This is a genomic window from Streptomyces sp. NPDC107517 (genome assembly GCF_055582645.1).
This window is the reverse complement of the sequence record NZ_JBVJPM010000007.1, coordinates 352,941-367,975: the sequence shown is the minus strand read 5'-3', so window position 1 is coordinate 367,975 and position 15,035 is coordinate 352,941. Positions and strand designations below refer to the sequence as shown.

The window sequence follows — 15,035 nt, the reverse complement described above, 5'->3', positions numbered from 1 at the left end:
AGCGTGGCCTGCTGGGAGGAGAACGACCAGCGGCCCTGACGCTCCGGGTCGAAGGCGCGGATCTCCTTGAGCTGCGCGGACTGCTGCCCGTACTTGATGCTGGTCTTCGAGGCGTGCCGGTAGGCGTCGCGGCGTTCCTGTAAGGCGCCGTTGTAGAGCGAGCAGTGATCCCGCAGCATCTCGCCGAGCGTCTGGCGCTGGCGGACGGTGGGGCGAAGGAGGAACTTGTAGGCGCGTATCACGTCTGTCCCTCCTTCTGTTTCTTCGTCCAGGGCCGTTCCCACTGGGTGTTGATGTACTTCTCCACCGTGTCCGCGCTGACCGCGCCAACCGAGGCGACGAAGAACGACGACGACCACAGCGTGGGCATCTGCGACTTCAGGTGCGGGAACTCCGAACGGAGCACGCGGGAGGTGAAGCCCTTGAACTGGTTCGCGACGTAGGACGCGGAAGCCTTCGGCTCATGCTTGACGAACAGGTGCACGTGATCAGGCATCACCTCAAGGGCGATGATCTCCCAGCCCTTCTCTGCTGCCTTCGCCTCGATCAGCTCACGCAGCCGGACCGCGACACGGCCACCAAGAACCCGGCGACGGTACTTCGGGCACCACACCACGTGCAGCCCCAAGTCGTACACGCCACCGGAATACCGGCGAACCTTCCGCGTTACAGTCACCACGATCACTATACACACGGCACACATCTAGTCGTCTCAGGTCAACAGTGCAGACCCGTGCACCGAGTTGAGGTCAAAGCAGCCCTGAGAAGCGATTCCCCCCATGCCTAAAGGCACGGGTCCCCTCGCTAGATAGCTGATGGGCGTGGTGCTGATGGTCGCGTACCGCCCCCTGGACGTCGTGCCGATGGTCGCGCACCGCCCCTTGGACGTCGTACCGATGGTCGCGCACCGCCCCTCGCGTACGGGTGGGCGCATGGTGACGGGGCGCACGGCCAGATATGCGGCCCCGCGCAGTGCGACATGGAAGTCATCGAGTTCCTGCGCCGGACCGGGCTGCCGGACGCGGAGAGGCGCGGAGACGCGGCTCGACTATCCGGCCCCGGGCGAAGTGGCGCGGCGGTCGGGCACACCACTACGAAGCGGCGTATGCAGAAGTCGGCGGGCACCACCTCGATGCCGTGTTTCGAGGCCTGGTCGGCACCGCCCCACCTCCCCGCCACGTCGTTGGAGAAGCAGCCGGTCGGCGAAGGCGCCGGGAAGAGAGCAAGTACCTGGCGAAAGATGGCCAGAGCCACGGGATTCCTCGCAAGAATCAGTTGAAGATTCCGCGCCGCCCAGCCTCGGAGCACGGGTACGGAACCCTGTCCGCCCATCCGTCGGCCCCGCAGTGAACGACCCCGGCGACCACGCCGGAAACGGCCCAACACCTTTGCGAACGAGCCGACATCGGCAAGTGCCCGTCACGGGAGCGCGACCTCCACCCGATTCGGCTCACCCACGAACCTGCGACATCCGCTTCCACTCAATTCGACACAGCCGCACGCTGCCCCCGTCCCGCCGGAACCCTGCGCAGGAGCTCCCCAGCCGTGCACCCCTGATCCATGTCCAGAACCAGGCACAGATTGAAGCCCCGACCGTCCCTCTGAACGGCGACCTGGAGGTCGCACCACAGCGAGTCGGGGCCACCGGCGCCCACATTCACCACGAGCGAGTCGCCCTCGGCCACCGAGTCGGAGGCGGCGGCGAACCCGGACGAGTCGACCCGCGTGTAGAACTGCCACCTGGCGGCCTTCACCGTCGTCGGGCACGTGTAGTCGGGCACGGCATGATCGACCCCACTCGCCGTCACGGTGTGATCGCCCGCGATGTGGACGCGGGCTCCGGCCGAGTTGGCCCAGTCCCCGACCAGATCGGCCTGCTGGATCACGGCCGCCTCACCGCCCGCGTCGGCGCACGACGCACAGGCCAGTACCAGACATCCGAGCAGCACCGCCATCTTCGACTTCATGCCCCAGCCACCGCCCCGACCCTGTCGACCGCACGTCCCAGCAGGCCACCGCGGGCGGCGTCCGCCCGTCCGAGCCGGGGTCAGCCTGACAGAAGTTTTGAACGTGTTCAACCAAGTCGGTGAAGCCGCACTCGCCTTCTCGTGAGCAAACTTTGCAGCCCGTCGAATCGCCCCCGCGCAGTTCCCGGCGGCCCGTCTTGTCATGACCCTGGACAGCGCCCCTGAGGGCGTGCTGTCATGCCAACTGCCCGTTCCTTCCAACGTTGTACAGACGCAGGCGACGAGCCGCCCCCCTTCCTCAGTCAAGGAGGATTCGTGCGCACCAAACGACTCAGAGGCCGACTGGCCATGCTGCTGGCCGCGGGACTCGGCCTCGCGGCACTCACCGTGTCGCCGTCGGCGACAGCGGCCGACGACCCGGTCGAACCCCACGGCCTGAAGGGCGAGTACTACACCCAGTCCGCCCCCGGAGCCTTCGACTTCAACGAGCTCAAGGCCACCGGCTTCGACCCGAAACTCGACTTCGACACGCTCGAGCCGCGGCTGCGTACCGCCACCGGCCAGGCCGACGACGCCAGCGTGCGCTGGACGGGCAAGGTCGTGCCGGAGAAGACCGGCGCGACAACGTTTTCCATCATCGGCGACAACGGCTTCCGGCTCTGGGTCGACGGCAAGCTCGCCATCGACCACTGGGTCGACGACTGGGACAAGGAACAGACCTCCCAGCCCGTCGAGCTGACGGCCGGCAAGGCCTACGACATCAAGGTCGAGTACTTCGAGCACTTCGGCGGCTCGAACCTCCATCTGCGCTGGACCGAGCCGGGAGAGGCCAAGGAAGCGATCCCCTCGTCCGCCTTCCGGCTGCCCGACGGCTGGGACTACGACGGGGCGATATCCACGACCGTCCTCAAGGACGGCCGTACTCTCAAGCTCGACTTCGCACAGTCCCTCGCGGCCCCGCCCGCCGGCATCGCGGATCACCTCCAGGCCGTGATCGGCGGCGCCAAGTGGCCGCTCACCTCGATCAAGGCCGACCCGGCCGACCCGCGCACCCTGCTCGTCGGCCTCGAGGAACCGGTCGTGGGCAAGAAGGGCGGCGGCGCGTCCGGCCAGGCCGATGTCACCTATGACGGCAAGGGCGGGCTGACCAGCACGGGCGGGAAGGCTGTCGGCCAGTTCTGGAGCAGCGGCCCGAACGACTCCGAGTACGAGCTGCGCACCAAGTGGGCCGACGAGGTGGGGCCGAAGAACGCCCACCCCGAGTACCCGCGCCCGCAGCTCACCCGGGACGCCTGGCAGAACCTCAACGGCGAGTGGCAGTTCGCCGCGGCGAAGTCCGGCGACAAGCCGCCGGTCGGCAAGCAGCTCGGTGAGAAGATCCTCGTGCCGTACCCGGTCGAGTCGCAGCTCTCCGGCATCGAGCGCCACGAGGACCGCATGTGGTACCGGCGCACCTTCACGGTCCCCGCGGGCTGGAAGGTCGGGGACGGCAAGCGCCTCCAGCTGAACTTCGGCGCCGTCGACTGGCAGTCCGAGGTGTACGTCAACGGCACCAAGGTCGCCGAACACAAGGGCGGCTACGACAAGTTCAGCGCCGACGTCACGGACGCGCTGAAGCCGGGCCGGACCCAGGAACTGATCGTCGGCGTCTATGACCCGACGGACGCGCAGGGCGGCGAGAACCCGCCGGTCGGCAAGCAGCGCCTCGACCCGAGCGGCATCTGGTACACCCCCTCCTCCGGTATCTGGCAGACCGTGTGGATGGAGCCGGTCGCGGCCGACCACGCCGCCGACCTCAAGATCACCCCGGACGTCAAGGCGGGCCAGGCCACCGTCGAGGCCAAGGGCGTGCGGGACGGCGTGCCGGTCACGGCGACGGCGTACGACGGCAAGCGGAAGGTCGCCACGGCGAGCGGGGTCACCGGCGCGCCGCTGACCCTGAAGATCGACAAGGCGCATCTGTGGTCGCCCGACGACCCGTTCCTCTACAACCTCAAGGTGAACGTCGGCAAGGACAGCGTCGGCAGCTACTTCGGGATGCGCTCCATCTCCGTGGAGAAGGTGAACGGCACGCCGCGCACCCTCCTCAACGGCAAGCCCGTCTTCATGATGGCCACGCTCGACCAGGGCTTCTGGCCCGACGGGCTGCACACCGCGCCGACGGACGAGGCGCTGGCCTACGACCTGAAGATGCACAAGCAGATGGGCTTCAACTCGGTCCGCAAGCACATCAAGGTCGAGCCCGACCGCTGGTTCTACTGGGCGGACAAGCTCGGTCTGATGGTGTGGCAGGACATGCCGGCCATGAGCGCGGCACCGGACGCGGCCGCGCGCGCCGAGTACGAGCGCGAGATGAAGACGATGATCGACCAGCACAGCAGCCACCCCTCGGTGGTCATGTGGGTCACCTTCAACGAGGGCTGGGGCCAGTACGACGTGGGCCGCATCGCCGAGCAGGCCAAGGCCTGGGACCCGACGCGGCTGGTCAACAACATGTCGGGCCTCAACCTGGGGGCGGACGGCGGGACCGGCGACATCATGGACGAGCACGGCTACCCGAGCCCGGCCCTGCCGCCGCACCCCGACGGCAAGCGTGCCCTGGTCAGCGGCGAATACGGCGGCCTCGGCCTCGCGGTGCCCGGTCACGCCTGGGCGGTGCAGCAGTCGTACGTGGACGTCGACCCGGCGAAGTACACGGACGACTACCTCGCGCGCCTCGCCGAGGTGCACAAGCTGGCCTGCCAGGGCAGCAACGGCGCCGTGTACACGCAGATCTCGGACGTGGAGGGTGAGCTCAACGGCCTGCTGACGTACGACCGCAAGATCGTCAAGCCGGATGTGAAGCGGGTGAAGGCGGCGCAGGACGCGCTGATCCGCGACGCCTCGCAGGCGACCGTGGCCGGCTGCTCCGGCAGCTGAGCACGGTCCCGCAGGTAACTCGGTCCCCCTTTCGCCCCTCTCGGGGCGGAAGGGGGCCGGGCGCGGCTCGCCTCTCTCGCGCGAGCGCGCCCCCTTCGTACCCCCTCCCCCGTACCCCCCGAACAGGAGCACCCGCATGCATGTCAGCAGACGCGCTCTTCTCGGTGCCGGCGCCCTGGGCCTGGGCGCCGCGGCGCTCGGCGGCCCGTTCACCTCGTCCGCGGCGGCGGCTTCACGGCCGTCGGCCGGCGCGCCGGCCCCGGACGCGTTCCAGAAGCTGCCCTCGGGCAGTGTCACCGCCCGCGGCTGGCTCGCCGGACAGCTGAAGCTCCAGCTCGACGGGCTGTGCGGCCGGTACGAGGACCTCTCCCACTTCCTGGAGTTCGACAACACCGGCTGGGTGCACCCGGAGCACGGGGCGTGGGAGGAACTGCCGTACTGGCTGCGCGGCTATGTGCCGCTCGCGGTCGCCACGGGTGACGAGCATGCCCTGGCCCGTTCGCGCGAGTGGATCGACGCGATCCTCGCCACGCAGGAGAGCGACGGCTTCTTCGGCCCCCGCGCGCTGCGGACCGCGCTCAACGGCGGTCCGGACTTCTGGCCGTTCCTGCCGCTCCTGATGGCGTTGCGGACCTACGAGGAGTACTCGCGCGACCAGCGCGTCGTCCCGTTCGTCACGCGCTTCCTGCGCTTCATGAACGCCCAGGGCGCCGGTGCCTTCAACTCCAGCTGGGTTTCCTTCCGTTGGGGCGACGGACTCGACATCGTGGTGTGGCTGTACCGCCGCACCGGGGAGAAGTTCCTCCTCGACCTGGCGGGCAAGATGCACAGCCTCGGAGCGGACTGGACGGGCAGCACGCCCTCGCGTCACAACGTGAACATCGCACAGGGATTCCGTGAGCCGGCCCAGTACGCACAGCTCACCGGCTCCGCCGAGCTGACCCGGGCCACCTACCGCGGATACGACGCCGTGATGGGTGCGTACGGCCAGTTCCCCGGCGGCGGCATGGCGGGCGACGAGAACTACCGGCCCGGCTTCGGCGACCCCCGCCAGGGCTTCGAGACCTGCGGCATCGTCGAGTTCATGGCCAGCCATGAGCTTCTCACGCGCATCACCGGTGACCCGGTGTGGGCGGACCGCTGCGAGGAACTCGCGTTCAACATGCTGCCCGCCGCACTCGACCCGCAGGGCAAGTCCCTGCACTACATCACGAGCGCCAACAGCATCGACCTGAACAACACCCCGAAGACGCAGGGACAGTTCCAGAACGGCTTCGCCATGCAGTCCCTGCAGCCCGGCGTCGACCAGTACCGCTGCTGCCCGCACAACTACGGCATGGGCTGGCCCTACTTCAACGAGGAGCTGTGGCTCGCGACGCCCGGCGACGGACTCGCCGCCGCCATGTACGCCCCCTGCACGCTCCGCACGCGAGTCGCCGGCGGCACCGAGGTGACCATCGTCGAGGAGACCGGCTACCCCTTCACCGAGACGGTCGAGTTCAGGCTCTCCGCCCCGAAGCCGGTGCGTTTCCCGCTTCGGCTCCGCATCCCGGGGTGGTGCCGAGGACCCGAACTCCTCGTCAACGGCAAACGTCTGGCTGCCAAGGACGGACCGGTCTGGGCCACGGTGGAGCGCACCTGGCACGACGGTGACGTGGTGACGCTGCGGCTGCCTCAGCGCACTTCCGTACGCCACTGGCCCGACAACCATGACGCCGTCAGCGTCGACCACGGACCCCTCACCTACTCGTTGAAGATCGGTGAGCAGTACGAGCGCTACGCGGGCGACGACACGTTCCCGCACTACGAGGTGCACGCGACGTCCGCCTGGAACTACGGCCTGTCCCCCGCCCCGGGCCTCGCGTTCCGGCGCGACGACGGGCCGGTCGGGGACAACCCGTTCACCCACGAAACGACGCCGGTGCACATCACCGCGCAGGCCCGTCGCATCGAGGAGTGGGTCGCGGACGACGAGCACGTCGTCGCACCCCTCCAGAGCGGACCGGCCCGCAGCGACGCGCCCGTCGAGACCGTGACACTCGTCCCGATGGGCGCGGCCCGACTGCGGATCACGGCGTTTCCCCAGGCCTCGCCCGACGGCAGGGCGTGGACCCCGGAGCCCGCGTTCCGGCGGATCGCCAACAAGCACAGTGGGAAGGTCCTGGCCGTCGACGGCATGTCGACCGAGAACAGTGCCCGCGTCGTCCAGTTCGCCAACTCCGGAACGGGCGATCACGCGTGGCAGATCGTCGACAAGGGCGACGGCTGGCATCTGATCCGTAACGGCCAGAGCGGCAAGGTCCTCGGGGTCGACGGGATGTCGACGGCCAACAGCGCACACGTCGTCCAGTACGAGGACAACGGCACCGCCGACCATCTGTGGGCGCTCGTCGACAGCGGGGACGGGTGGTACCGGATCCGCAACAAGAACAGCGGCAAGGTCCTCGGCGTGGACGGGATGTCGACAGCGGACAGCGCGCAGGTCGTCCAGTTCGACGACAACGGGACGGACGACCATCTGTGGCGGCTGCTCTGAGGTCGTGACCGATCGTGGCGCGCCGGGCGGATCCCGGCGCGCCGCGACATCGGTGTGCGGGCGGTCCGCGTCCTCGGCGTCGAGCCGCTGGTCCAGCAGCCGGTGCCGGGTATATCCGTCCCCCTTGCCACCTTTCGCCATGCGAACGTATAACGTTGCAAGCCCGGCTCCAGAGCCTTTGCGCCGGGGCCATGGCTCCGGCGCCGTGCGGGCACGCACCGGTCCCGGCGCCCGGCAGGTCACCGGAAGGAATGTTGTGCGGGTCAGCCTCAAGGACGTCGCCGCGCGTGCAGGCGTGTCGATCAAGACCGTCTCGAATGTGGTGAACAACTACCAGCACGTCACCCCCGCGATGCGCGAGCGGGTGCAGCAGGCCATCGACGAACTCGGCTACCGGCCCAACCTTGCCGCCCGCCACCTGCGTCAGGGGCGGACGGGCATCATCGCCCTCGCTCTGCCCGAGCTCGGCAACCCGTACTTCGCCGAGCTCGCGGCGGCGGTGATCGACGCCGCCGCCCTGCACGACTACATCGTGCTCCTGGACCACACGGGAGGCCGGCGCGAGCAAGAGGTCCTGGTCAGCCAGGGGTTCCGCGCACGCGTCATCGACGGCCTGATCCTGAGCCCCATCGAGCTGGAGGCGGAGGACCTCCGTGAGCGCACGGAGAACGTGCCTCTGGTCCTGCTCGGTGAGCGCCACTACGACCTGCCCTACGACCACATCGCGGTGGACAACGTCGCGGCGGCCCGCACGGCCGTCCGTCATCTGATCGACATGGGGCGCCGCGAGGTGGCGTTCATCGGCGCCCGCCGTGGCCACAGCCAACCGGCCCACCTGCGTGTTCAGGGGTGGCGCGAGGAACTCCTGTCGGCGGGCCTCTCCGTGGACGACGGGCTGATCGCGACGACCGAGGGGTGGGGGCACGCGGACGGCGCGGCGGCGATGACCCGGATCCTGGAGACCGGGCGCCGGCCCGACGCCGTGTTCGCGTACAACGACCCCATCGCCATCGGAGCGATGCGGGTGCTGTCGGAGCGCGGTCTGCGCGTGCCCGAGGACGTCGCCGTGGTGGGCTTCGACGATGTCGTGGAGGGGCACTTCGGGGCGGTCACGCTCACCTCCGTGTCGCCGGACAAGGAGGCCATCGCACGGATGGCGGTCGAGTCGGTCCTGGCCCGGCTCGGCGGCCAGGCGGACGAGCCCCGCCGCGTCTGGGCGGACTACCGGCTCATCGCGCGCGAGAGCACGCTGGGGCGGAACGTGTAGGCCGAGCGGCGGGACCGCGTGATCGTTCCCGCCGACAAGTCCGTAACGGACTTCCCGCCGAAATCCCCGGCCCCATGGCCACCGGACAACCGCTCGACCGCCGAACAGCCGAAAGACCCGAGCAGATACCTGTACCGACCCCTTACAAGGTCACCTTACAACGTTGTAATGTCCAGGCGTCCGCAGCTGCCGGTCTCCGGCTCCGTCCGCGCCCCGCCGGTATCACCCGTGCCCGGCGCCGGACAGTGCCCGGCCCTCACCCCCCGCGAGGAGCCCATGTCCTTCGCCGCCCCCTTCTCGGCACCCTTCGGCGCCAGCCCTTCGGGCCTCCCGGTCGAGCGCTGGACTCTGCGCAGTACGAGCGGAGTCGAGGCCGCCGTCCTGACGTACGGCGCCGTACTCCACTCCCTGCGTGTCCCAGGTCCCTCCGGGAGTCGACCGCCCGCCGAGGTGGTCCTCAGCCTCCCGGACGTCAAGCAGTACGCCACCCATGGCGCGTATCTCGGCGCTGTGGTGGGGCGGTATGCCAACCGCATCGCCGGGGGCACGTTCACCCTGGACGGGACACGGCACCACATCCCGGGCAACGACCGGGGCAACTCGCTGCACGGCGGGGCCGACGGGTTCGACCGCCGGGTGTGGCGTGCCGAGTCCCGCGAGCGGCCCGACGGCGCCGCCAGTGTGCGCCTGAGCCTGGACAGTCCGCACGGCGACCAGGGCTTTCCCGGTTCGCTCCAGGTGTCCGTCACCTACACCCTCGCGCCCGACGGATCCCTGACGCTCGACTATCACGCCGTCACCGACCGCCCCACGCCGGTCAATCTCACGCACCACGCCTACTTCAACCTCTCCGGGAACCCGGACCGAGGGGTGCTCGACCACCTTCTGACCGTGGACGCCACCACGTATCTGCCCATCGACGAGACAGGCCTCCCCCTGCCCGGCGCACCCGCACCGGTGGCCGGTTCGCCGTTCGACTTCACCCGGCCCCGGCGGATCGGTGCGCGGATCGCCGAGCCCGACGAGCAGTTGAGGCGCGCCGACGGATACGACCACTGCTGGGCACTCGACGGCCATGAACGACCTGTCGAAGAAGGACAGTTGGTCCTGCGGCGCGCGGCCCGTCTCGAGGACCCCGGCAGCGGGCGCGTGCTCGAAGTGCACACCAGCGAGCCCGGGCTCCAGGTGTACGCGGGGCAGCAACTCGACGGCGGTTTCAGCGACTTCCTGGGTCGCCGGCTGGGAGCCCACTCGGGCCTGTGCCTGGAGTCGCAGCACTTCCCCGACTCCCCCAACCGGCCCGAGTACCCGGGCACCGTCCTGCGCCCTGACCAGGTCATGCGCAGCCGGACGGTGCTCAGCTTCCCGCACCTCACCGCGGCCGCACGTTGACCACGACCGGACGGCCCGCCCGAATCACAGGGCGGTCACGTCCCGCACAAAGGCTTTACACCCTCCTTTCAACGATGTAAAAACTCCTGCGGGCGGACCAGTCGAGGCTCTCGCCTCGTCGAGCCGCATGCGCGCCGCCCTCGCTGCTCCCTGCCAACCCTCCGTCGCCGCGTCACCCGGATCGGGGTCACCATGAAGCACTTCGCCCACCGCCGTCACCTCACCGCCCGCCCTGTGATCGTGGCCCTGGCCGCCGCCATGGCCCTCACCGCCTCCGGCTGCGCCAAGTCCGAGGACGACGCCTCGAACAAGTCCGACTCCTCCGCGTCCGCCGCCGACGCGGGCCAGAAGGTCGTCACGCCGAAGCCCGGCAGCAAGGGCTGCACGATCGATGCGTACGGCGGGAAGAAGCTCGACCTCAAGAACGCCACGGTCGGCTTCTCGCAGTCCGAGAAGGAGGCCAACCCCTTCCGGATCGCCGAGACGGCCTCGATCAAGGCCGAGGCGAACAAGCGCGGCCTGAAGCTGCTCACCGCCAACGCCCAGTCCCAGTTCTCCAAGCAGATCAGCGATGTGCAGGACCTCCTCGCCAAGGGCGCCGACCTGCTGGTGATCGCTCCGCTCAACTCGGACGGCTGGGAGCCGGTGCTGAAGGCCGCGGCGGCCAAGAAGGTGCCGATCGTCACCATCGACCGCAAGATCAACGCCACGGCGTGCAAGGACTACGTCAGCTTCATCGCCTCGGACTTCGTCGACCAGGGCAAGCGCGCCGCCGACCAGATGATCGAGGCGACAGGCGGCAAGGGCGAGGTCGCGATCCTGCTCGGCGCCGCGGGCAACAACGTCACCACCGAGCGCACCAAGGGCTTCAAGGACCGCATCAAGGAGAAGGCCCCCGACCTCAAGGTGGTCTTCCAGCAGACCGGCGACTTCGCCCGCGAGAAGGGCCAGCAGGTCACCGAGCAGCTGATCCAGTCCAAGCCCGGCATCAAGGGAATCTACGCCGAGAACGACGAGATGGGTCTCGGCGCGGTCGCCGCGCTCAAGGGCGCCGGCAAGAAGGCCGGTGACGTGAAGATCGTGACGGTCGACGGGACGCGCAACGCGGTCCAGGGCATTGTCGACGGCTGGATCAGCGGGGTCATCGAGTCCAACCCGCGCTTCGGCCCGCTCGCCTTCCAGACCCTCGACACCTTCACCCAGGGCAAGGAAGTCCCCCAGGACGTCATCATCCAGGACGGGGCCTACGACACGAAGAACGCCAAGTCCGAGATCGGCAAGGCATTCTGACGCAGCTTCAGGCTGACGGGGTGGGCCAGGCCGGAGCCCCGGCCCACCCCGCCCCTGATCCGTACTCCTCTCCCCTGCCCTCGCCCTCACCCCACCCTGGAGGCACAGGTGGCTCCCTCCGCCGAAGTCCTCACTGTCCGCGGACTCAGCAAGTCGTTCCCCGGTGTCCGGGCCCTCGACGGTGTGGACCTCGCGCTGCACGCCGGTGAGGTCCACGCCCTGATCGGCGAGAACGGCGCCGGGAAGTCGACGCTCATCAAGGTGCTCACCGGTGTGTACCGGCCCGACGCGGGAGACATCACCTTCCAGGGCCGCCCGGTCTCCTTCGCCACACCGCTGGAGGCCCAGCACGCGGGCATCTCCACGATCTACCAAGAGGTCAACCTCATCCCGCTGCTGAGCGTGGCCCGCAACCTCTTCCTGGGGCGCGAGCCGCGCAACCGGTTCGGGCTGCTCGACTTCGGCCGTATGCACCGCGACGCCGCACAGACGCTGCGCGCGTACGGGGTGCGGGTGGACGTGCGGCAGCCGCTGCGCACGCTGGGCGTCGGCGCCCAGCAGATGGTGGCCCTGGCCCGGGCCGTCGCCACCGACGCACGCGTCGTCATCATGGACGAGCCGACCTCCTCCCTCGAACCACGGGAGGTGGAGACGCTGTTCGAGGTGATCCGCCGGCTGCGCGCCGACGGCATCGCCGTCATCTACGTCAGCCACCGGCTCGACGAACTGTACGCCGTGTGCGACACCGTGACCGTGCTGCGGGACGGCTGCCGCGTGCACACCGGACGGCTCGCGGACCTGGACCGGCTCACTCTGGTGTCCACGATGCTGGGGCGCGACATGGGTGAGGTGCGCAGTGAGGGCGTCACCAAGTTCACCGGCGACCACCATGCCGCGAGTTCCGAACCCGTGCTCAGCGCACGGAATCTGACGGTTCCTCACAAGCTGCTCGGTGTCTCGGTCGACATCCGTCCCGGCGAGGTGGTCGGTCTGGGCGGGCTGCTCGGGTCGGGGCGCACGGAGACCGCGAAGGCGATCTCCGGGGCTCTGCCGTCCAAGGCGGGCGGCGTCACCGTGGCCGGTGTCCCGCTGCGCCCGGGATCCACGCCCGCCGCCATCCGCGCCGGCATCAGCCTGCTGCCCGAGGACCGCAAGAGCGAAGGCATCGTCCCCGGACTCTCCGTACGCGAGAACATCGCGCTGGCCGCGCTGCCGAGGCTCTCCCGCTTCGGTCTGGTCTCCGAGGCCCAGGTCGACAAGATCGTGGACACCTTCGTCAAGAGGCTCCGTATCAAGGCCTCCTCACCGAACCAGAAGGTCGGCGAGCTGTCCGGAGGCAACCAGCAGAAGGTGCTCCTGGCCCGCTGGCTGGCGATGAACCCGAAGGTGCTGCTCCTGGACGAGCCCACGCGCGGCATCGACGTGGGCGCCAAGGCCGAGGTGCAGAAGCTGGTCGACGAACTGGCCGACGACGGCCTCGGTGTCCTGCTCATCTCCTCCGACCTGGAGGAACTCATCGAAGGATCCGACCGCGTGGTCGTGCTGAAGGACGGCGCGGTCGTCGGCGAACTGACCGGCGACGACGTCACGGAGGACAAGCTGATGCAGACCATCGCGGCGGGCAGCGCCGCCCCCGGCGCCGCCGGGGAGGTGACCCACCATGGCTGAGGCCGCGATACGCCCGGCCGCCCTCGACCGCGCGCGAATTCTGCAGTGGATGCAGACATACGGCGTGTACGCGGGCGTGGCCGTCCTGCTCGTCGTCAACATCGCCGTGACGCCGCACTTCCTGTCCGCGGAGAACTTCCGGACGCAGGCCGTGCAGGTCGCGCCCGTGATCATCGTCGCCCTCGGCATGGCCCTGGCCATCGGCACCGAGGGCATCGACCTGTCCGTGGGCGCGGTCATGGCGCTCGCGGCCTCGGTCACCGCCCTCTATCTGGGCTACGGGCTGGTGCCGGCCCTGCTCACGGTGGCCGTGTTCGCGGCGGTGGTGGGCCTGGCCAACGGGGCGCTGGTCGCCTGGGTCGGTGTACAGCCGATCGTGGCCACCCTCGCCCTCATGGTCGGCGGCCGAGGCATCGCCCTGGTGCTGCTGCCGCAGCTCAAGGACCTGCACAATCCGGGGCTCGCGTCGCTCGGTTCGGGTGACGTCCTCGGCATCCCCTACCTCATCGTCATCGCCGCCGCGCTCGCACTACTGGTGGCCTTCGTCATCCGGCGCACCACCTTCGGCCGGCAGTTGCTCGCCATCGGCGACAACCGGGCGGCGGCGAAGCTCGCGGGGCTCCCGGTGCGCCGGGTCCTGATGCTCGTCTACGTGGCGTGCGCGCTCCTCGCCGCTGTCGCGGGCGTGCTCGCGACAGCGCGGCTGCAGGCCAGCGACCCCACGTCGCTGGGCAACCTCATGGAGCTGTCCGCGATCACCGCGGTGGTGGTCGGCGGCACCCCCCTGAGCGGCGGCAGGGTCAACATCGCCGGAACGGTGGCGGGAGCCGTCCTCATACAGCTGCTCACCGCCACCCTCATCAAGCACGATCTGCCGCCTTCGTGGACGCAGATCGCCCAGGCCATCGTGATCGTGCTGGCGGTGTACGCGGCGCGCGGACGGGGGAAGCGATGACGGCGACCAGGACGGAAACGGAAGAGGCCGTGGCCCGTACCGAGAAGGAGCTGCTCGACGCCGCCGAGCCCGTGGGCAGCAGCCGCTCGGAGCGGCTGAGCGCGCTGGTCCAGCAGCACGGCGCGCTCGCTGTCCTCGTGATCGTGTCGGCGGTGGCGTCGCTGAGCTTCGACTCGTTCGCCACCGGGGACAACTTGTCCAACATGGCGACGAGTTCGGCGTTCCTGGCGGTCGTCGCGCTCGGCATGACCTTCGTCATCGTCACCGGCGGCATCGACCTGTCGGTCGGTTCGCTCTTCGCTCTCGGCGGTGTTCTGGCCGCGTGGGGTTCGCAGTACGGCACTGTGGTGGCGCTCCTGCTGCCGATGGTCGTCTGCGGTCTCATCGGTGTGGTCAACGGCCTGCTGATCGCCCGCTCGCGGCTCGCCCCCTTCATCGTCACGCTGGCCGCGATGCTGGGCGCGCGCGGTCTGATGCTGTCCCTGACCGACGAGGGCGCCGACACCTACCTCGTCAAGAAGGGGTCGTTCCTCGCCGAGCTCGGCCAGGGCGCGACGCTCGGCGTCGGCAACCCCGTGTGGATCACTCTGGTCCTGTTCGTGGCGGGCGCGGTGGTCCTGCGCCGCAGCCGCTTCGGTCAGCACGTGTACGCGGTCGGCGGCAACGAGGACGCGGCTGCCCTCATGGGTGCTCCCGTGGCCCGGACCAAGATCATCGTCTATACGCTGTCCGGCGTCCTCGCGGGCCTGGCCGGCGCGCTCAACGCCGCCTGGCTCGCCTCCGGCGTCACGATTCTCGGCAACGGCATGGAGCTGGAGGCCATTTCAGCGGTCGTCATCGGCGGCACCCTGCTGACGGGTGGTCTGGGTTACGTCAGCGGCTCGCTGGTCGGTGTGCTGCTCCTGAAGGTGATCCAGAACGTCATCAACCAGATCGGCTCCCTCGACTCCTCCTACCAGCAGGTCGTCAGCGGCGCGTTCCTCGCGGTCGTGGTCATCGCGCAGACGTGGCTCGGCCGCAGGCGGCAGTTGTTGTAGGCGA

The 15,035-nt window shown here is 69.3% G+C and carries 11 protein-coding genes; 8 read left to right on the top strand and 3 right to left on the bottom strand.

Annotation, left to right across the window (positions count from 1 at the left end; translation table 11 throughout):
- The 3 genes from ACZ67T_RS19655 to ACZ67T_RS19645 form a co-directional block, all read right to left on the bottom strand.
- Positions 1–242 (bottom strand): helix-turn-helix domain-containing protein (locus ACZ67T_RS19655; RefSeq protein WP_469985512.1); only part of this gene is annotated, 242 nt, incomplete at its 3' end.
- Positions 239–703, bottom strand: coding sequence for an IS200/IS605 family transposase (gene tnpA / locus ACZ67T_RS19650; protein ID WP_469985510.1), 465 nt, complete (start codon positions 701–703; stop codon positions 239–241). The genes tnpA and ACZ67T_RS19655, both read right to left, overlap by 4 nt.
- A 778-nt stretch (positions 704–1,481) precedes the next feature.
- Entirely contained in the window at positions 1,482–1,967 is a 486-nt protein-coding gene (locus ACZ67T_RS19645; RefSeq protein WP_469985509.1) for a hypothetical protein, read from the bottom strand.
- Between the two features lie 315 nt (positions 1,968–2,282).
- Here ACZ67T_RS19645 and ACZ67T_RS19640 point away from each other — a divergent pair, with 315 nt between their 5' ends.
- From ACZ67T_RS19640 to ACZ67T_RS19605, 8 genes are all read left to right on the top strand, one after another.
- Positions 2,283–4,886: a PA14 domain-containing protein gene (locus tag ACZ67T_RS19640; RefSeq protein WP_469985508.1), complete on the top strand. Its 2,604-nt coding sequence runs from the start codon at positions 2,283–2,285 to the stop codon at positions 4,884–4,886.
- Between the two features lie 136 nt (positions 4,887–5,022).
- Entirely contained in the window at positions 5,023–7,422 is a 2,400-nt protein-coding gene (locus tag ACZ67T_RS19635; RefSeq protein ID WP_469985506.1) for a beta-L-arabinofuranosidase domain-containing protein, read from the top strand.
- 256 nt (positions 7,423–7,678) lie between these two features.
- Positions 7,679–8,689 carry a LacI family DNA-binding transcriptional regulator gene (locus tag ACZ67T_RS19630; protein ID WP_469985504.1) on the top strand — a complete coding sequence of 337 codons (1,011 nt, stop codon included), beginning with the start codon at positions 7,679–7,681 and terminating at the stop codon, positions 8,687–8,689.
- 276 nt (positions 8,690–8,965) lie between these two features.
- A complete protein-coding gene (locus ACZ67T_RS19625) occupies positions 8,966–10,081 on the top strand; it encodes an aldose epimerase family protein (RefSeq protein WP_469985538.1) in 1,116 nt (371 codons plus the stop codon).
- Between the two features lie 192 nt (positions 10,082–10,273).
- A complete protein-coding gene (locus tag ACZ67T_RS19620; RefSeq protein WP_406109528.1) occupies positions 10,274–11,371 on the top strand; it encodes an ABC transporter substrate-binding protein in 1,098 nt (365 codons plus the stop codon).
- Positions 11,372–11,479: 108 nt separating this feature from the next.
- A complete protein-coding gene (locus ACZ67T_RS19615) occupies positions 11,480–13,039 on the top strand; it encodes a sugar ABC transporter ATP-binding protein (protein ID WP_469985502.1) in 1,560 nt (519 codons plus the stop codon).
- Positions 13,032–13,994, top strand: a complete 963-nt coding sequence (locus tag ACZ67T_RS19610) for an ABC transporter permease (protein WP_469985501.1) — start codon at positions 13,032–13,034, stop codon at positions 13,992–13,994. The genes ACZ67T_RS19615 and ACZ67T_RS19610 overlap by 8 nt, the downstream gene beginning before the upstream one ends.
- Positions 13,991–15,031, top strand: coding sequence for an ABC transporter permease (locus ACZ67T_RS19605; protein ID WP_469985499.1), 1,041 nt, complete (start codon positions 13,991–13,993; stop codon positions 15,029–15,031). Before ACZ67T_RS19610 ends, ACZ67T_RS19605 begins: the two co-directional genes overlap by 4 nt.
- Positions 15,032–15,035: the final 4 nt, after the last annotated feature.

What these genes read in the sequence shown, in the direction of transcription:
- tnpA (WP_469985510.1), bottom strand. Translation starts at nt 703, where the DNA reads ATGTGTGCCGTGTGTATAGTGATCGTGGTGACTGTAACGCGGAAGGTT.
- ACZ67T_RS19645 (WP_469985509.1), bottom strand. Translation starts at nt 1,967, where the DNA reads ATGAAGTCGAAGATGGCGGTGCTGCTCGGATGTCTGGTACTGGCCTGT.
- ACZ67T_RS19635 (WP_469985506.1), top strand. Translation starts at nt 5,023, where the DNA reads ATGCATGTCAGCAGACGCGCTCTTCTCGGTGCCGGCGCCCTGGGCCTG.
- ACZ67T_RS19625 (WP_469985538.1), top strand. Translation starts at nt 8,966, where the DNA reads ATGTCCTTCGCCGCCCCCTTCTCGGCACCCTTCGGCGCCAGCCCTTCG.
- ACZ67T_RS19620 (WP_406109528.1), top strand. Translation starts at nt 10,274, where the DNA reads ATGAAGCACTTCGCCCACCGCCGTCACCTCACCGCCCGCCCTGTGATC.
- ACZ67T_RS19610 (WP_469985501.1), top strand. Translation starts at nt 13,032, where the DNA reads ATGGCTGAGGCCGCGATACGCCCGGCCGCCCTCGACCGCGCGCGAATT.
- ACZ67T_RS19605 (WP_469985499.1), top strand. Translation starts at nt 13,991, where the DNA reads ATGACGGCGACCAGGACGGAAACGGAAGAGGCCGTGGCCCGTACCGAG.